The sequence below is a fragment of the Sinorhizobium fredii NGR234 genome, assembly GCF_000018545.1.
Classification (GTDB): domain Bacteria; phylum Pseudomonadota; class Alphaproteobacteria; order Rhizobiales; family Rhizobiaceae; genus Sinorhizobium; species Sinorhizobium fredii_A.
In genome coordinates this window covers 117,730-135,201 of sequence record NC_012587.1, presented here as the reverse complement: position 1 = coordinate 135,201, position 17,472 = coordinate 117,730, and the positions used below count along the sequence as shown (strand labels likewise).

Annotated in this window: 13 protein-coding genes and 1 pseudogene; 2 read left to right on the top strand and 12 right to left on the bottom strand. The window is 64.3% G+C overall.

The features are described from left to right. Nucleotides 1-88 precede the first annotated feature (88 nt). The 5 genes and pseudogenes from NGR_RS11985 to NGR_RS11965 all read right to left on the bottom strand — a co-directional run bounded on the left by NGR_RS11985 (nucleotide 89) and on the right by NGR_RS11965 (nucleotide 6,357). Nucleotides 89-1,026, bottom strand: a pseudogene (locus NGR_RS11985) (phosphatidate cytidylyltransferase). Between the two features lie 7 nt (nucleotides 1,027-1,033). Beyond that, on the bottom strand, nucleotides 1,034-1,645 hold the full coding sequence (locus tag NGR_RS11980) for a lysophospholipid acyltransferase family protein (RefSeq protein ID WP_012706710.1): 612 nt from the start codon (nucleotides 1,643-1,645) through the stop codon (nucleotides 1,034-1,036). After that, nucleotides 1,642-2,307: a CDP-alcohol phosphatidyltransferase family protein gene (locus NGR_RS11975; protein ID WP_012706709.1), complete on the bottom strand. Its 666-nt coding sequence runs from the start codon at nucleotides 2,305-2,307 to the stop codon at nucleotides 1,642-1,644. The genes NGR_RS11980 and NGR_RS11975 overlap by 4 nt, the downstream gene beginning before the upstream one ends. Before the next feature lie 84 nt (nucleotides 2,308-2,391). Then, nucleotides 2,392-5,076, bottom strand: coding sequence for a sensor histidine kinase (locus NGR_RS11970; RefSeq protein ID WP_012706708.1), 2,685 nt, complete (start codon nucleotides 5,074-5,076; stop codon nucleotides 2,392-2,394). Nucleotides 5,077-5,181: 105 nt separating this feature from the next. Beyond that, nucleotides 5,182-6,357, bottom strand: a complete 1,176-nt coding sequence (locus NGR_RS11965; RefSeq protein WP_012706707.1) for an AI-2E family transporter — start codon at nucleotides 6,355-6,357, stop codon at nucleotides 5,182-5,184. Nucleotides 6,358-6,747: 390 nt separating this feature from the next. Between NGR_RS11965 and NGR_RS11960 the strand changes: the two genes are divergently transcribed. Both NGR_RS11960 and pgi read left to right on the top strand, forming a co-directional pair. Beyond that, complete coding sequence (locus NGR_RS11960; RefSeq protein WP_012706706.1) at nucleotides 6,748-8,448, top strand: long-chain fatty acid--CoA ligase; 1,701 nt, start codon at nucleotides 6,748-6,750, stop codon at nucleotides 8,446-8,448. Between the two features lie 318 nt (nucleotides 8,449-8,766). Further along, complete coding sequence (gene pgi, locus NGR_RS11955; protein WP_012706705.1) at nucleotides 8,767-10,392, top strand: glucose-6-phosphate isomerase; 1,626 nt, start codon at nucleotides 8,767-8,769, stop codon at nucleotides 10,390-10,392. A 332-nt stretch (nucleotides 10,393-10,724) separates the two neighbouring features. On the opposite strand, the gene NGR_RS11950 is transcribed toward pgi, so the two are convergent. The 7 genes from NGR_RS11950 to NGR_RS11920 all read right to left on the bottom strand — a co-directional run bounded on the left by NGR_RS11950 (nucleotide 10,725) and on the right by NGR_RS11920 (nucleotide 17,429). After that, on the bottom strand, nucleotides 10,725-11,651 hold the full coding sequence (locus NGR_RS11950; RefSeq protein WP_012706704.1) for a carbohydrate kinase family protein: 927 nt from the start codon (nucleotides 11,649-11,651) through the stop codon (nucleotides 10,725-10,727). A gap of 58 nt (nucleotides 11,652-11,709) precedes the next feature. Next, the gene (locus tag NGR_RS11945; protein WP_012706703.1) at nucleotides 11,710-12,408 is read right to left on the bottom strand and encodes an orotate phosphoribosyltransferase; all 699 of its coding nucleotides are present in this window, start codon (nucleotides 12,406-12,408) and stop codon (nucleotides 11,710-11,712) included. 24 nt (nucleotides 12,409-12,432) lie between these two features. Further along, nucleotides 12,433-13,470, bottom strand: a complete 1,038-nt coding sequence (pyrC, locus tag NGR_RS11940) for a dihydroorotase (RefSeq protein WP_012706702.1) — start codon at nucleotides 13,468-13,470, stop codon at nucleotides 12,433-12,435. 148 nt (nucleotides 13,471-13,618) lie between these two features. Further along, nucleotides 13,619-14,239 (bottom strand): nucleoside triphosphate hydrolase, encoded by a 621-nt coding sequence (locus tag NGR_RS11935; protein ID WP_012706701.1) that lies wholly within the window; start codon nucleotides 14,237-14,239, stop codon nucleotides 13,619-13,621. Beyond that, the gene (locus NGR_RS11930; protein ID WP_012706700.1) at nucleotides 14,236-15,018 is read right to left on the bottom strand and encodes an ATP-binding cassette domain-containing protein; all 783 of its coding nucleotides are present in this window, start codon (nucleotides 15,016-15,018) and stop codon (nucleotides 14,236-14,238) included. Before NGR_RS11930 ends, NGR_RS11935 begins: the two co-directional genes overlap by 4 nt. After that, nucleotides 15,018-16,103: an ABC transporter permease gene (locus tag NGR_RS11925; RefSeq protein ID WP_012706699.1), complete on the bottom strand. Its 1,086-nt coding sequence runs from the start codon at nucleotides 16,101-16,103 to the stop codon at nucleotides 15,018-15,020. The genes NGR_RS11930 and NGR_RS11925 overlap by 1 nt, the downstream gene beginning before the upstream one ends. A 300-nt stretch (nucleotides 16,104-16,403) precedes the next feature. Then, the gene (locus NGR_RS11920; protein ID WP_012706698.1) at nucleotides 16,404-17,429 is read right to left on the bottom strand and encodes a sugar ABC transporter substrate-binding protein; all 1,026 of its coding nucleotides are present in this window, start codon (nucleotides 17,427-17,429) and stop codon (nucleotides 16,404-16,406) included. Nucleotides 17,430-17,472: the final 43 nt, after the last annotated feature.

The following is a 17,472-nucleotide window of genomic DNA, read 5'->3' as shown; positions in this document are numbered from 1 at the left end:
GACTGCCAACTCCGATCCATTCCTCGACTATTAAGCCGCGACGAGGTTGAGCACGAGGAAGTCGGCATGCTCGGATGGCGACCCGCCCTCACGTATAAAAATACCGCGTCAGGTGAAAAAACACCGGTGCCGCGAAGCTCAGCGAATCCATGCGGTCGAGCACGCCGCCGTGGCCTGATATCATCGTGCCCCAGTCCTTCACGCCCATCGAGCGCTTGACGGCCGAGAGCGATAGGCCGCCGAGGAAGCCCATGGCGACGATGGCGAGCGCCATGGCGGCGGCTTCAAGCGGCGTGAACGGGGTGATCCACCAGAGGCCGGCCCCGGCGGCAACGGCGGGCCGCCGCCGATTAGGCCTTCGACGGTCTTCGAGGGGCTGATGACCGGCGCCACCTTCGTTCGACCGAACAGCTTGCCGAAGACGTATTGCATCACGTCGCTGAACTGCGCGACGGTGATCAGGAAGAAGAGCAGCAGAAAACCCTCGCGTGGGCGGCCGGGGATGTCGAGCGTCAGCAGCGCCGGCGCGTGGCTGATGCAGTAGACCGTCAGCATCAGGCCCCATTGGATGCGCGACACCCGGAGCAGAAACTCACCGGCGTCGCCCTTCAGCGCCGCAAGGCTCGGAAGCAGAAGGAAGCCATAGACGGGGATCAGGATCGTGAAGAGCGCGTACCAGTCGGTCCAGATCAGCCAGTACTGAAGCGGCAGCAGCAGGTAGAAGGCGGCGACCAGAGGCAGGTGATCGGCGCCGCGCGTCGGCGTCAGCGAGACGAATTCGCGCAGCGTATAGAACGAGGTCAGCGCGAAAAGCACCACGGTGACGCCGCGGCCGAGGCCGAAACTCACCGCGAAGATCGCCACCATCACCCACCAGGCCTTGATGCGGGCGTTGAGATTGTCGACCGTCGCCCGGCCGTTCTCGGAGGTCACCTGGCGCGACAGCACAAAGCCGATCGCCGAGGCGATGCCGAGCAGGGCGCAAATTCCGCCGAAGAGAATGAATAGCTTGTCGGTCAACGACATGGCAGCCTCATAAAGCCGGATCCGACGCCAACGCACCGACGGCGGCGCGGGCGCGTTCGAGGAACGCCTCCTTCTCTTCTCCCGGCCGCCTCGGGAGCGGCGCGCCGAAGCGAACCGTGCAGCTGATCGGCACCGGCAGGAAGGTTCCCTTCGGGAAGGCGCGCGACGGATTGTCGAGATAGGTCGGGATCAATTCGACCTCCGGGAATTCCTGCGCCAGCCAGTAGAGGCCGCTCTTGAACGGCCCTGGCAAGCGTTCGTTGCCGCGCGTGCCTTCGGGAAAGAGAACGAGCGACTCGCCCTCGGCCAGCACGCCGCGCAATGGGGCGAGCGCCGCCCCGGGCGGGCCATGGGTGACACGGTCGACAAGCACGGCATTCAGGACCTTCAGCGCGATATGGCGGCGGACCTTGCCCCTGCCCCAATAGTCCGAGGCCGCGATCGGATGGGTTGTGCCGCGCAGCGGCCGCGGCAGGGCCGACCAGATCAGCAGCGTGTCGAGATGGCTGGCGTGGTTGGCAAAATAGATGCGCTGGCGCGTCTCCGGCGAGGCGCCGATCCAGAGCGCCTGCCCGCCGACGATGAACCGGGTGAGGCCGATTAACAGCAGATCGATCACGGCTTTGCGGCTCCCGGGATGCGCGAGACGATCGCCCGGGTGCGGGTCCAGCAGGTGATGAGCGACCCGGCCAGGATGATCCATCCGGCGGTGTAGAGTACGAAGCGTTCCGAGGTCAGCAGGGCCTCGCCGAGCGCCAGCAGGCAGGCAAGGCTCATCAGCGCCATGCGATGCTGCTTGGCCATGGGACCGCGAAAAACCTGGGCCTGGCCGAGCGAACCGCCGAAGACGCGCACATAGGCCGTCAGGGCCGCGGCAAGGGCACCCGCCCAGCCGAGCCAGCCGGCGCCGGCGGCATAGCCGAGCGCCACGATCAGCAGCGTGTCGGCGACACGATCGGGAAACTCGTTGTAGAGCGCCCCGACCGGCGAGCCCCGGCCGCCCTCGACCGCCACCATCCCGTCTAGGAGGTTGCAGAGGAGGCGCAACTGAATGCCGGCGACGGCGACGAGATAAAGAAAGGGCCAGCGCGTCGCATAGAGGAGGGCCGCGGCGCCGATCGCGGCGAAGCCGACGCTCAGCAGCGAAATCTCGTTCGGGGTGATCGGCGTCTTGAGGAGCAGCGCCGTCAAGCGGCGTGCGAAGCCGCTGTCGCGCGCCGCGATGGGGCGCCGATCCGCGCCCGGCCCGCCAGGCTCCCCGCCATCCGAAGCGACATTCATCTTTTTGGAACCCGGCCCCCTGCAAATTTATGATTGCAGTCCGTCATAAAACAACTTCGCGGCAAAGGCCATATCGACCTCGCCTCAGTTCGAGAGCTCCGCCTCGGCCGCCGGGAAGCGCATGGAAATCCGCGTGCCGCGGCGGCGCAGCGCCGGGCTCTCCGCTTTGATCCGCCCGCCCATCGCCTCGACGAAGCTCCTGCTGATCGTAAGGCCGAGGCCCGTGCCGAGCGAGCGGCCATCCGGTTTTCCCTTGCGGAAGAACTTGTCGAAGACGTGCTCGAGATCGGCGGGCGCGATGCCCTTGCCGAGGTCCGTCACCGACAGCACGACCTCATCGCCCTCGCGTCGGGCATAGATGCTGACGGGTTCGTCGCCGCCGAACCGATTCGCATTGTCGAGCAGATTGAAGAGGACCTGGCCAAGCAGCACGCCGTCGCCGCGCATCGCCGGCAGGCCCAAGGCGATGCTGGTCTCGAAGACGCGGCCGGGGAAATATTTCCGGGCCCGTTCCACGGCATCATGCACCACCTCCGCCACATCGACCCGATCACGCCGGGCATTGATCGTACCGGCCTCGATCCGGTTCATGTCGAGCAGGTTGGTGACGAAGCGTGTCAGCCTGCCGCTTTCCTCCTCGATCGACTTCAGAAGGTCCTCCCGGGCATCCTTCGGCGTTCCTTCGCCAAGCTGGCGAAGACTGATCACGGCGCTGCCAATTGTCGCCAAAGGCGTCGTGAGGTCGTGGGAGAGCGACGAAAGAAGCGCGGCACGGAATTTCTCGCCCTCGAGCTGGGCAGCCTGATCGAGGCTTTCGCGCGACAGCCGTGCCCGGTCGACGGCGATCGCGGTCTGGTCGAGGATCGCGGCAAGAGCCCGCTCCTCATTGATCTCGAGAGGACTGTCCTCCTGCAAAAAGCCGCAAACCCCGACGACACCCTGCGGGCTCATCAGCGGCCTGAACTGAAACGGGCTGTTCGGCAGCGTGCCGGTATCATTGCCGGCCGCCTCCTTCTTCTCGAAAGCCCAGCGCGCCGCGATCATGTCGCTGACGGTCAGTTCGGTGTCCGGCGGCCAGGCCGCGCGCAAGGCGATATCTCCATCCTCGGGCAGCAACATGACAGCGTTGCGCCTCAGCGTCGATTGCATCTGGGTGACGGCCGCCCACAGCACGTCGTCGGCATTGGCGGTGCCGGAAAGCTTGCGGGAAAAATCATAGAGTGCCTGGGTTGCCGTCGCCCTGTTTCTTGCGGTCTTCGCCTGTTCGCGAATGCGCGAGGCAAGGCCGCCGGCGAGCGCCGCGGCCGCCAGGAAGACGAAAAGAGCGAAAACCTCGTGCGGCTCGGCCACGGTGAACGTGTTGACCGGCTCGATGAAGAAGAAATTGTAAGCGACAACGGAAAACAGCGCCGCCGCCAGGGCCGCGAAGTAGCCGGCGTAAACCGCCGAAGCAAGCACCGCGAGCAGATAGAGAAGCGAAATATTCTGCAGGATAATGAACTGCTCGATCAGCAGGCCGAGCACCGTCGCGAGCCCGACGGTGCCACCGGCTATGGCGAGCGCTCGCTCCAATCCCTCCGGCAGCAGCTGCTTGCTTCTCCGGCGCGTCCTGGCGACCGGCTCGATCTTGCCTGTGACGAGATGGATGCCGATTCCCGACACGCGCTTGGCCAACGCGTCGGGCAAGGAGGCGCGGAACAGGTTCAGCGGGAACCGGTGCCGCCGCGCGCCGATGACGATTTGCGTCGCGTTCTCGCGCCTCGCAAGCTTCAGGATCTCCTCGACGAAATCGCTGCCGATGATGCGGCGCGTTTCGGCGCCCAATTGCTCGGCGAGACGGAAGGTCTCGTCGAGCTGGCGCATCGCCTCGCCGTCGGCCGCCTCGCGATCCGCGCGCTCGACGGAAACGACGATCCAATCGGCATTGAGGCCAGAGGCCAGCCGGCTCGCCGTCCTCACCACCTTTTCCGAGAGCGGGTCCGGGCCGATGCAGACGAGAAGCCTTTCGCTGGCCGGCCAGGGACCCTCTATGGCGTTCTGCTTGAGGTAGTCGACCATCTGGTCGTCGACCCGGTCGGCGGTGCGCCTCAGCGCCAACTCGCGCAGCGCCGTCAGATTGCCGAGCCGGAAGAAGTTGTCCACCGCCCGCTTGGCACTGTCGGGCAGGTAAACCTTGCCTTCCTTCAGCCGGTCGATCAGTTCGGCCGGCGGCAGGTCCACCAGCAGCACCTCGTCGGCACGGTTCAGCACCGTGTCGGGAATGCGCTCGCGTACGGGCACGCCGGCAATCTGGGCGACGATGTCCGACAGGCTTTCAAGATGCTGGATGTTGAGCGCCGTCCAGACATCGATGCCGGCATCCACCAGTTCCTCGATGTCCTGATAGCGCTTGGGGTGACGGCTTTCGCCGAAATTCGTGTGGGCGAGTTCATCGACGACAATGATCCGCGGATGGCGCGCCAATGCGGCATCGAGATCGAATTCGTGGAGGGTACGGCCGCCATGCGCCACTTCGCGGCGCGGCAAGACCTCGAGCCCTTCGAGCAGCGCCGCGGTTTCGCTGCGCCCATGCGTCTCGACAAGTCCGATGACGATATCGGCGCCCTCTTCCTTGAGGCGCTGCGCCCGCATCAGCATGGCGTAGGTCTTTCCGACGCCGGGGGCGGCGCCGAGGAATACCGTCAGCTTCCCTCGCCCGCCCTTTTCGGCCAGCGCCAGCAGGGCATCGGGATCGGGGCGGCTTGCCGGGTCGCGATCAATCTCGGGCATGCAATCTCTCGAACTTGATCCTTGGAGAAGATTCACTCCTGCGACGCTGACATGCGGCCCGACGGTGACTCCGAAGAGGCAGGATCGGCCCGCAGGCTGGCGCTCCTATTTCGCGGCGATGTCGACCCGGGAGATCGGATTTGCCGTCGGCTCCGGCTGGTTCGCCACCTCGTGCATCCACTCCCGCCAGATTGCGACGAGCAGCGCCATCAGCACCGGACCGACGAAAAGACCAAGAAAACCCATCGTCTTGACGCCGCCGACAAGGCCGAAGAAGGTCGGCAGGAAGGGCAGCTTGATCGGGCCGCCGACGAGCCTTGGACGAAGCGTCTTGTCGACGATGAAGAGCTCCGTCGTACCCCAGGCGAAGAGCGCCACGCCGTGAAAAGGCGAGCCGCTCGCCACCAGATAGATCGACACCAGGGTGAAGCAGAGCGGTGCGCCGCCCGGAATGAGCGCCATGAGACCGGTGATGATGCCGAGCGTCACCGGCGACGGCACCCCGGCCAGCCAATAGGCGACACCGAGAACGATGCCTTCGCCGATCGCGATGATGCCCATGCCGGTCACAGTCGAGCTGATGGTCAGCGGCACGACCCGCGACAGGCGCTCCCAGCGCATCGGGAAAATCTGCTCGCCGAGACGATCGAGCTGCTTTGAGAAGGAATGGCCGTCCCGATAGACGAAGAACAGCGTGATCAGCATGAAGAGCAGTGTCAGGAAGGACTGGAAGGCGGAGGCGCCAATCACCAGCACACCGCGGTAGATGTTGCCGATATTGGAGCCGCTGACGAGCTGAACCAGTTCGCCGAGCGCGCCCGGATGCCCGACATATTTCACCCATTGCTGACCGAGCCAGGCGCCCGCCACCGGGATGGTCGTCAGCCAGGCCGGGACCGGCGCCCCATTGACGTTGGTTTCCACCGCCCAGACGAGCCAATCGCGCACCTCGTCGATCGCATAGGCCGCGGCAATCGAGATGGGCACGACGATAAAGGCGATGACGGAGATGATCGCAATGGTCGCCGCCAAGGTGCGATTGCCGTTCAGGGCCTGAAGCAGGCGACGGTAGATGGGCCAGCTCGCAAAGCCGATGACGACGGCGGCCAGCACCGGCACGACGAAGCCATGGAAGAAATAGACGCCGGCCAGCAGGATGAGGACGAGCATCCAACGGGCCGCCGAGATCGGCAGGACGAGGGCCGAGCGCGAATGGGCAGGCTGCCCGAAGAGCCGCGGCTCCACCGGGGGATTTTCTCGCTCACGATTGCCCAATTGCACCTGTAGTCCTCCGTCTCTCAAGAACCTTACAACAATCCCGCAGCCTTGCCAGCCCGCATCCTTCCTCTATGCGCGCTTTCGGCATAAAGAGGGTCGCGCCTCCAAATCATCGCGCTGGTTCGGGATCAATTCACAATTGCCGTGATCGCCTGCCGAGGGTCTAGCGGAGAGACATGACAGGGAGATTTCGATTGTTTTCGCCTGCCTGCCTGCAAATCCGTCCCCTGCATCTGCGTCGTCATTATTGACGTTTACGTCAAAGTTATATAATTCCGATTAGTGCTTGAAGAGACGCTGGAAAAGCAGCATCTTCGGTCGGGAGGAAAGATCGGGAGGGATTTTTCTTCGCCGTGAGCAAGGCCGTTCGTTGCTACCAGAGGGAGAGAGATCATGGCGGAAGCAAGCATGCAGCAGGCGGGGTCCGGCGCGGCGAAAAACTGGGTCAAATCCTATCCGCCGGGCGTGCCCGCCGAAATCGGACCGCTCCCCTACCGATCGCTCGGCGAGTTCTTCGACCATGCGGTGGCGCAGCATTCCTGGCGCCCCGCCTTCACCTGCATGGGCAAGTCGCTCACCTTCGCCGATCTCAATGTCCAGTCGGGTCGAATCGGCGCCTGGCTGCAGTCGCTCGGTCTGGCGAAGGGCGATCGCGTCGCCGTCATGATGCCGAACATCCTGCAGAACCCGGTGATCGTCTACGGCATCCTCAGGGCCGGCTACACGGTCGTCAACGTCAACCCGCTCTACACGCCGCGCGAGCTCGAACACCAGCTGGTCGATGCCGGCGCCAAGGCGATCTTCGTACTCGAAAATTTCGCCCATACGGTCGAGCAGGTCGTCGCCCGGACCAAGGTCAAGCACGTGGTGGTCGCGACGATGGGCGACATGCTCGGGGTGAAGGGCCTCCTCGTCAATCTCGTCGTGCGCCGCGTAAAGAAGCTCGTTCCCGCCTGGTCGCTGCCGGGCCACGTCTCCTTCCGCTCGGTTCTTGCCAAGGGCGAGAAGCTTCAGCTTGCGAAGCCGAATGTCGGACCCGGCGATGTCGCCTTCCTGCAATATACCGGCGGCACGACCGGCGTTTCCAAGGGCGCCACCCTCACCCATGCCAATCTGCTGTCCAACATGGCGCAGATGGAGCTCTGGCTGAACACGGCGTTCCTGCGCAAGCCGCGCCCGGACAACCTCACCTTCATGTGCGCCTTGCCGCTCTATCATATCTTCGCGCTGACGGTGAATTCGCTGATGGGGCTTGCGACCGGCGGCAACAACATCCTGATCCCCAATCCGCGCGACATTCCCGCCTTCGTCGCGGAACTGGGCAAGTACAAGACCAACATCTTCCCGGGTCTCAACACGCTGTTCAACGCGCTGATGAACAATCCGGAGTTTCAGAAGCTCGATTTTGCCTCGCTGATCCTGACCTTCGGCGGCGGCATGGCGGTGCAGCGACCGGTGGCGGAACGCTGGCTTGCCATGACGCACTGCCCGATCCATGAAGGCTACGGGCTCTCGGAAACCTCTCCGGTCGCCACCGCCAACCGGCTCGACACTGACGAGTTCACCGGCACGATCGGCATGCCGCTGCCCTCGACCGAGGTCGAAATCCGCGACGAAAACGGCAATAGCCTGCCGACCGGCGAAATCGGCGAGATCTGCATCCGCGGCCCGCAGGTCATGGCCGGCTACTGGCAGCGCCCCGACGAGACGGCCAAGGCGATTTCTCCCGACGGTTTCTTCCGCACCGGCGACATCGGCTTCATGAATGCCGCCGGGCTGACGAAGATCGTCGACCGCAAGAAGGACATGATCCTCGTTTCCGGCTTCAACGTCTTCCCGAACGAGATCGAGGAGGTCGTGGCGACCCACCCCGGCATCCTGGAATGCGCGGCGATCGGCATCGCCGATCCGCATTCCGGCGAGGCGGTCAAGCTCTTCGTGGTGCGCAAGGATCCGAACCTCACCGAAGAGGACGTCAAGCGCCATTGCGCCGAAAACCTCACCAACTACAAGCGACCGAGACATGTGGAGTTCCGCGACGAACTGCCGAAGTCGAACGTCGGCAAGATTTTGCGGAAGGACCTGCGGGGCTGATCATTTCGCTCAAAGCGCGGTAAAGCCCCTCATCCGCCTGCCGGCACCTTCTCCCCGCAGGCGGGCGAAGGGGGCTCGCGGCGACGCCTCAACCTCCAAAGTACCCTCTCCCCGCGTGCGGGGAGAGGGTTAGTCCTCGGGTTAAACCCGAGGAGAGGGGCAGATTGCCGCCGAACCGCCGCATATTTTTCGGCGACATGAACTGCGACACCGCCCCCAGCGACCTGCTTTTTTCGCTGCAGTGCACACCTGCCCTTGATTTGCCACGTCTAAACCGACTAGCTATCGCAGCCGATTTCCGATGCAAGGAGCCCTGCGATGAAAGCGCTTGTCGAAACCCTCAAAGCCACTGCACGCGAGACCAATGCAACCGACATCCGGGCCGCCTTCGCGGCCGATCCGAACCGCTTTTCGCGCTTCAGCACGAGGCTCGACGATCTTCTGCTCGACTATTCGAAATGCGCCGTGAACGACAAGGTCCTCGACGGTCTCGAGGCGCTGGCGAAAGCCGCCAAGGTCGAAGAGAAGCGGGACGCGATGTTCCGTGGCGACATCATCAACATCACTGAGGAACGCGCCGTCCTGCATACGGCACTCCGGAACCGATCGAACCGGCCAATCCTCGTCGCCGGCAAGGACGTCATGCCCGACGTCAATGCCGTTCTGGAGGCGATGGGTGCCTTTGCCGACGACGTGCGTTCCGGCGCCCTGAAGGGCGCCACCGGCAAGAAGATCACCGATGTGGTCAATATCGGCATCGGCGGCTCCGACCTCGGCCCGGTGATGGCGACGCTGGCGCTCGCGCCCTTCCACGACGGTCCGCGGCTGCATTTCGTTTCCAATGTCGACGGCGCCCATATCGCCGATACGCTGAAGCTGCTCGACCCGGAAACTTCTCTGTTCATCGTCGCCTCGAAGACCTTCACGACGATCGAGACGATGACCAATGCGGCGACGGCGCGCGCCTTCATCGCCGGCAAGCTCGGCGAGGCGGCGGTCGGCAATCACTTCGCGGCGGTCTCGACGGCACTCGACAAGGTCGCCGCCTTCGGCATCGACGCCGCCCGCGTCTTCGGCTTCTGGGATTGGGTCGGCGGGCGCTACTCGATCTGGTCGGCCATCGGCCTGCCGCTGATGATCGCCGTCGGAAGTGAGAATTTCGGCCGCTTCCTCGACGGCGGCCACGCGATCGACGAGCATTTCCGTACCGCCCCGGTCCGCGAGAACCTACCTGTTCTGCTCGGCCTCATCGGCTTCTACCATCGCAACGTGCTCGGCTATCCGTCGCGGGCGATCCTCCCCTACGACCAGCGCCTGTCGCGCTTCCCGGCCTATCTGCAGCAGCTCGACATGGAATCGAACGGCAAGGCCGTCACGCTCGACAGCAAGCCGGTGGAATTTGCGACCGGGCCGGTCGTCTGGGGCGAGCCGGGCACCAATGGCCAGCACGCCTTCTACCAGCTCATCCACCAGGGCACCGACATCATTCCGGCAGAATTCATGATCGCCGCCAACGGCCACGAAAAGGACCTGCGCCACCAGCACCAGTTGCTGATCGCCAACTGCCTTGCGCAGTCGGAAGCGCTGATGAAAGGCCGTACGCTGACTGAGGCTAAGGCGCAGCTCACCTCGAAGGGCATGGACGAGGCGAAGGCGGACAAGATCGCACCACACCGCGTCTTCACCGGCAACCGGCCTTCGCTTACTTTCGTCTACGACCAGCTCGACCCCTTCGCTTTCGGCCGCCTGATCGCGCTCTACGAGCACCGCGTCTTCGTCGAAGGCGCGCTCTTCAACATCAACTCCTTCGACCAGTGGGGCGTCGAGCTCGGCAAGGAACTGGCGACCGGCCTGCTGCCCGTCGTCGAGGGCAAGGAGAGCGCCGCGGGCCACGATTCCTCGACAGCGGGCCTGGTTGATGCGCTGCTGAAGGCGGCGCGGTAACGCCGAAAGCGATCAGATTGCAGCGGCAGGACGGGCGGGGTAGCGAGTGTCGACGCCCCCCTCTGCCCTGCCGGGCATCTCCCCCGCAAGGGCCCACAAGGGGGGAGATCGGCCGGAGGCAGGCTCCGCGTTCACTCTTCGAGAAACAATGCCAATCCACCCAGGGAGCTGGCCTTGGCTGTGCTAGAAGGCGGTGCCTCTAGCGAATCTCCCTCCTTGTGGGGGAGATGCCCGGCAGGGCAGAGGGGGGTGCATCCGCTGGCCGCTTGCGGATGCGCCCGATCCGCTCTTGTCGAAAGTACCCCTTCACTCGGGAGGGGCTCATCCGGAAATCAGAGCCCGATCTCGTATTTCCACGGCGGATTGGCGCCTGCGCGCGACACGGTCACGGCCGCTGCCTTGGCACCAAGCGCCAGCGCTTGCCGGACCGCCTCGTCGCTCAGGTTTGCGACCTGCTCCTTGGTCAGCAGGTTGTTGAGCTTCAGCGCGGCCAGCACGCCGGCATCGAAGGTGTCGCCGGCGCCGACCGTGTCGACCACCGTCACGCGCTCGCTTGCGACTTCGACCTTGTGGTTCTTCGTATAGCCGACGGCGCCGTCGGCGCCCCGGGTGATCAACACCAGCTTCGGGCCGCGCTTCAGCCACTCGGCCGCAAGCGCATCGTGGCTGCCCTCCATGCCGAACCAGGCTAGATCCTCGTCGGAAAACTTGATGATGTCAGACATTGCCGCCATGCGGTTCATGCGGGCGAGGTGCGCCTCTCGGTCCGTGATGAAGCCGGGCCGGATGTTGGGATCGAAGGAAATCACCCGCTTTTCGTGCTCGCGCGTCATCAGCGCTTCGTAGGTCGAGCCGCAGGGCTCGGGGATCAGGCTGATCGCGCCGAAGTGCAGCGCCTCGCAGAAATCGCCGAGCGCCGGCAGATGCTCCGTGGTGATCATCCGGCCGGCAGTGTTCTCGTCAAAGAAGGCATAGCTCGCATGCCCATGGACAAGCTTGACGAAGGCGAGCGTGGTGTGGAGCGGCAGCGTGGCACAGGGGCCGAAATCGACATTCGCCGCCTTCAGCGTCTCGCGCAGGATGTCGCCGAACATGTCGTCGGAGAGCCCGGTGAAAAAGCCGGTCGGAATGCCGAGCCGTCCAAGCGCGATCGCGGTGTTGAAGATGGCGCCGCCGGCATAGGGCGCAAAGGCGCTTTCCCCGGCCGCGGTCTCGCGCGGCAGCATGTCGATCAGGGCCTCTCCGCAACAAACGATCATGAATGTTCTCCCATGGAAACTACCGACCAGAAAATCAAGAGTCCCGGCGTCGCCGGGCTCACTGGGCTGCAAGCGTACCCACGCCGCCGTTGCGCTCCGACCAGGCGAGCGGCGCGTTCAGGAAGGCTTCCACCTCGTTCAGCGTCTTCTCGTCGAACAGCGCCTGCTCGCGGGCAACCGCCAGGACATTGCGCCAGGTGGCAATGTAATGCAGGTCGACGCCCTTGGATTTCATGTTGCCCCGCGCTTCCGGGAAAATGTCGTAGTAGAAGAGGGCAATGCCGTGCTCGACGATGCCGCCGGCCGCGCGGATCGCATCGATGAACTTGAACATCGAGCCGCCGGCGGTCGTCAGGTCCTCGATCACCAGTACGCGCGCGCCTTCCGGCATATGACCCTCGATCTGGGCATTGCGGCCGTGCCCCTTCGGCGCCTTGCGCACATAGATCATCGGCAGGCCGAGCCGTTCGGCAAGCATGGCCGCAAAGGGGATGCCGGCCGTCTCGCCGCCGGCCACCACATCGAATTGCTCGAAGCCGGCGTCGCGGAGTATCGTCGCCGCGGCGAAGTCCATCACCGCCGAGCGGATGCGCGGATAGGAGATCAGCTTGCGGCAGTCGATATAGACCGGGCTCGCCATGCCGGAGGACAGCTTGTAAGGCTCGTCGGCGCGAAAGTGCACCGCCTTGATCTCCCAGAGCATCTTCGCGACCAGCTCGGCCATCACCGTCTTGTCGGTGAACGCATTCGAAAACATGACCTCTCCTTCAAAATCAAACGATTAGGCAACCGCCCAGTAAAGCGGGAACAGCGGGTCGAAAACCGTGATCAGACCGGCTTCGGTCTCGATCTTGGCGGGATAGCGGACCGGCTCGTTGGCCTTGCGCAGCGTGATCGTTTCCTCGTTCGCCGGAAGGCCGTACCAGGCCGGACCGTTCAGCGAGGTGAAGGCCTCGAGCCGGTCGAGCGCGCCCTCCTCCTCGAACACATGCGCCAGGCAGCTCATCGTGTTGACGGACGTATAGATACCGGCGCAGCCGCAGGCGCATTCCTTCAGCGGATCGACATGCGGGGCGGAGTCGGTGCCGAGGAAAAACCGCACGTCTCCCGAGACGGCAGCGGCGCGCAAGGCCTGACGATGCCTCTCGCGCTTGGCGACCGGCAGGCAGTAATAATGCGGCTTGATCCCGCCGACGAGGATGGCGTTGCGGTTGATGATCAGGTGATGGGTGGTGATCGAGCCCGCGAGATTGCCCGCATGCTCCTTGATATAGTCGACGCCGTCCTTCGTCGTCACATGTTCCATGGTGATCCTGAGGTCGGGCAGCCGCCGGCGCAGCGGATCGAGAACCGTTTCGATGAACACCGCCTCGCGGTCGAAGATATCGACCTCCGGTGTCGTCACTTCGCCGTGGACGCAGAGCGGCATTCCGATCTCGGCCATGCGCTCGAGAACCGGCATCGCCTTGGCGATATCGCGCACGCCGCTATGCGAATTGGTGGTCGCCCCGGCCGGATAGAGCTTCACCGCCTTGACGAGGCCGCTCCCGTAGCCGGCCTCGACATCGTCCGGGTCGGTTCCCTCGGTGAGGTAGAGGGTCATCAACGGTTCGAACCGGTCACCGGCCGGAATGGCGGCGAGAATGCGTTGGCGGTAAGCGGCCGCGTCGGCGGAGGTCACCACCGGCGGCACCAGATTGGGCATGACGATGGCGCGGGCGAAATGGCGGCTCGTATCGCCGATGACGCCGCGCAACACGCCGCCGTCGCGCAGGTGGAGATGCCAGTCGTCCGGGCGACGGATAACGAGCTCTTGCATGTCAGCTTTCTCCCGATGCTCGCGCCCGATCCGCGCGGGCGGCGTCGAAGCCGGCCGAAGCGCTTGAAAGGGCGGTAACTCATGTGGTGAAACCGCGCCTCGATACCATCATTGCGCCGCCGAAGACAATGGCGCACTGAGCCAAATCTCAGAAATCCCGGATCACCAGATCGCTGGCGCGGCGGCTGCCGACGACGCGGCGGGCGTTCGGGATATCGTTGTCGAAGGCCTTCGTTCGCGCCGTCTCCTCATCATAGCCGTGATCGTGCCAGCGCTGCAGCAATCGCTGTTCGAGCACGTCGATCCCCGGATCGATGAAGATCGAATAGTCGAATGCCCCATCGAGCCCGCTCCACGGCACCTCGTCGAGCAGCAGGTAATTGCCCTCGACCAGAACGATGCGCGTTTCCGCGGCAATCGTCCGTGCCGAGGCGATCGCCAGTTCGCGGGTGCGGTCGAACACCGGAACGAGGACTTCGCCGTCATTGGCGCGCACCGCGGCGAGCGTCGACAGGAAGGCCCGCACGTCGAAAGTCTCGGGCGCCCCCTTACGCTGCAGCAGGCCCTTTTCGACGAGGACCGCGTTGTCCATGTGGAAGCCGTCCATCGGCAGCACCGCGACGTTTTCCCCCGTCTCGGCGATCGCCGCGGCAAGGGCCTCGGAAAGCGTCGACTTACCGGCGCCCGGAGGGCCGGCAATGGCGACGATGAAACGGCCGGCGCCCGCCGCCCGTTTCAGGATTTCGTCCGTCAAGGACTGTACATTCATGCGGCGAGCGCCTCGCCGGGTGGTGCTTTCGCACCGGTCATGAAGGCGACCGCGTCCGACATGGTGTATTCCTTCGGATTGATCACGCAGAGCCGACGGCCGAGGCGGTGGACGTGGATCCGGTCCGCCACCTCGAAGACATGCGGCATGTTGTGCGAGATCAACACGATCGGCAGGCCGCGGCGACGCACGTCGAGGATCAGCTCCAGGACGCGGCGGCTCTCCTTGACGCCGAGCGCTGCGGTCGGCTCGTCCATGATGACGACCTTGGAGCCGAAGGCGGCGGCACGTGCGACCGCCACCCCCTGGCGCTGGCCGCCCGAGAGCGTTTCCACGGCCTGGTTGATGTTCTGGATCGTCATCAGGCCGAGTTCGGAAAGCTTCTCCCGCGCCCTCTTTTCCATGGCGGAACGATCGAGCGTGCGGAACAGCTTGCCCATGATGCCCGGCTTGCGGATTTCGCGGCCGAGGAACATGTTGTCGGCGATCGAAAGCGCCGGCGACAGAGCGAGGTTCTGATAGACGGTCTCGATGCCAGCGGCGCGCGCATCCATCGGCGAGCGGAAATGCACCGGTTGACCCTCGAGGCGGATTTCGCCTTCGTCCGGGGTGACGGCGCCGGAAATCGCCTTGATCATCGAGGACTTGCCGGCACCGTTGTCGCCGATCACCGCGAGGATCTCACCCGGGTAGAGGTCGAAATCGGCGTGATCGAGGGCGGTGACGCGGCCATAGCGCTTGACGAGACCGCGGGCGGTGAGAATGGGTTCCTGTGCCATTATGCTGCTACCTTTCTGATCCACTGGTCGATCGCGACGGCGGAAATGATCAGCACGCCGGTCAGGAAGACCTTCCACTGCGGGTCGGCGCCGAGCATGTTGAGACCCATCGACACCACGCCGACGATCATCGCGCCGATCAGGGTCCCGAGGATCGAGCCACGGCCACCGAAGAGCGAGATGCCGCCGATCACGGCCGCGGTAATGGCCTGCAGGTTGTAATCCGTGACAGCTGCCGACGGGGAAATCGAGCCATTTCGGCCGATCGAGACCCAGGCGGCGAGCGCTGCGATAAGGCCGGCGAGCGTGTAGGCGCTCAACAACACCTTGCCGACGCGGATACCGGAGAGCTTGGCGGCTTCCGGATCGTCGCCGACCGCATAGAGATGGCGTCCCCAGGCGGTGTGGTTCAGCGCGTACCAGAGGCCGAAGACCAGCACGACCATGGCGACGACACCGAGGGTCAACACCGCGGCGCCGACCTTGAAGGTCACACCGAAGACATGCAACCACTGGGTCACCGCGGTCACGTCCGCCTCGCGGATGGTGGCGTTCTCCGAGTAGATGAAGTTCGTCGACATGACCACGTACCACGTGCCGAGCGTGACGATGAAGGGCGGCAGTTTCAGGCGCGACACCAGAAGACCGTTCAAAAGCCCGCAGGCGCCGCCGACCAGGAACCCGGCCGCCACTGCAATCGGCGCCGGCAGGCCGTAGCTGACGGCGCAATTGCCCATGACGACCGCCGAGATGACCATGATGACGCCGATCGAGAGATCGATACCGGCGGTCAGGATCACCAGCGTCTGCGCCGCGCCGAGCATGCCGACGACCGCGATCTGCTGCAGGATCAGCGTCAGCGTGTAGGACGAGAAGAACCTGCCGCCGATCGCCAGCCCGAAGACGAGGATCGACGCAATGAGCACGACGAACGGCACGGCGGCCGGCGTCGAATGCAGGAAATGCTGAATTTTCTGAAGTGGCGTCTTGTCGTGCGTGTCGAAGGACGCCACATCCGTCGAACTGTTGACCAGGACCTTTTCGAACTCCTGGGATGGTTGTGCGGCTGTGTTTGGCTCGCCCATGGAGACTCCTCCCGTAAACCCACTCAAAGAGGGTGCATTGCTGCCGGATGCGCGGCTCGCCGGTCGTCACGGCGGGTTCCGGAACTTTTCTCGATCAAGTCCGGACGATCTCATCCGGATCGCAACCTGATCGGTTCCGAGAAGCCAGAGCGGTTCGCGCGCGAAAGCGCATCGCGACTTTCGTTTATCCCGCCCTAAAGTTTGCTCAGGTTTCGCGCCTTGTCAAAGACGTTGGCGCTTAAGCGAAGGGCGGCCGGGGCCGCCCTTCCGTCATTTCGTGCGATCGAGGAATGCGGGCGATCAGCCCCAGCACTTCTCCGTACCGACCTTCGTGTCGATCGATTCGACGCCGGCGGCCGGCTTGTCGGTGACGAGCGCGACGCCGGTGTCGAAGAAGTCCTTGCCTTCGGTCGGCTTCGGCTTCTCGCCAGTCTCGGCGAATTTCTTGATCGCCTCGATGCCGAGTGCAGCCATCATCAGCGGATATTGCTGCGAGGTGGCACCGATCACGCCTTCGGTAACCGACTTGACGCCCGGGCAGCCGCCGTCGACCGACACGATCAGCACGTCCTTCTCCTTGCCGACGGCTTTCAGCGCCTGGTAGGCGCCGACGGCGGCCGGCTCATTGATGGTGTGAATGACGTTGATGTCCGGATCCTTCTGCAGAAGGTTTTCCATAGCCGTGCGGCCGCCTTCCTCGTTGCCGTTCGTCACGTCATGGCCGACGATGCGCGGGTCGTCCTCGTCGCCGATCTTGTTCGGATCCTTGGGATCGATACCGAAGCCGATCATGAAGCCCTGGTCACGCAACACGTCGACGGTCGGCTGCGACGGGGTAAGATCGAGGAAGCCGATCTTTGCTGTCTTGGCGTTTTCGCCCATCGTCGCGGCGGCCCACTGGCCGATCAGCTTGCCTGCGAGAAGATTGTCGGTCGCGAATGTCGCGTCGGCAGCCGTCGCCGGATCGAGGGGCGTGTCGAGGGCGATCACGAGAACGCCCGCGGCCTGCGCCTTCTTCACCTGGTCGACGATCGCCTTGGTGTCGGAGGCAGCGATGAGAATACCCTTCGCGCCGTCGGCGATGCAGGATTCGATAGCAGCGACCTGGCTGTCGTGATCACCGTCGACCTTGCCGGCATAGGCCTTCAGCGTGACGCCGAGTTCCTGGGCCTTGGCGCTCGCGCCTTCCTTCATCTTCACGAAGAAGGGGTTGGTGTCGGTCTTGGTGATGAGGCAGGCAGAGACGTCGGCCGCCTGCGACGGCGACGCGAAGGCAACGCCAAGAGCGAGCGCGCCGAATGCGGTGGAAAGAACAGTCTTCTTCATCAAACCCTCCCAAGGTTTAAATAATGCCGGGGACCGGCTTCAG

Bases quoted from the DNA above. Each gene is read 5' to 3' on its own strand.
- pyrC (WP_012706702.1), bottom strand. From the start codon at position 13,470: ATGCAAGAGCTCGTTATCCGTCGCCCGGACGACTGGCATCTCCACCTG.
- NGR_RS11930 (WP_012706700.1), bottom strand. From the start codon at position 15,018: ATGGCACAGGAACCCATTCTCACCGCCCGCGGTCTCGTCAAGCGCTAT.
- pgi (WP_012706705.1), top strand. From the start codon at position 8,767: ATGAAAGCGCTTGTCGAAACCCTCAAAGCCACTGCACGCGAGACCAAT.
- NGR_RS11935 (WP_012706701.1), bottom strand. From the start codon at position 14,239: ATGAATGTACAGTCCTTGACGGACGAAATCCTGAAACGGGCGGCGGGC.
- NGR_RS11945 (WP_012706703.1), bottom strand. From the start codon at position 12,408: ATGTTTTCGAATGCGTTCACCGACAAGACGGTGATGGCCGAGCTGGTC.
- NGR_RS11970 (WP_012706708.1), bottom strand. From the start codon at position 5,076: ATGCCCGAGATTGATCGCGACCCGGCAAGCCGCCCCGATCCCGATGCC.
- NGR_RS11920 (WP_012706698.1), bottom strand. From the start codon at position 17,429: ATGAAGAAGACTGTTCTTTCCACCGCATTCGGCGCGCTCGCTCTTGGC.
- NGR_RS11975 (WP_012706709.1), bottom strand. From the start codon at position 2,307: ATGAATGTCGCTTCGGATGGCGGGGAGCCTGGCGGGCCGGGCGCGGAT.
- NGR_RS11925 (WP_012706699.1), bottom strand. From the start codon at position 16,103: ATGGGCGAGCCAAACACAGCCGCACAACCATCCCAGGAGTTCGAAAAG.
- NGR_RS11960 (WP_012706706.1), top strand. From the start codon at position 6,748: ATGGCGGAAGCAAGCATGCAGCAGGCGGGGTCCGGCGCGGCGAAAAAC.
- NGR_RS11950 (WP_012706704.1), bottom strand. From the start codon at position 11,651: ATGATCGTTTGTTGCGGAGAGGCCCTGATCGACATGCTGCCGCGCGAG.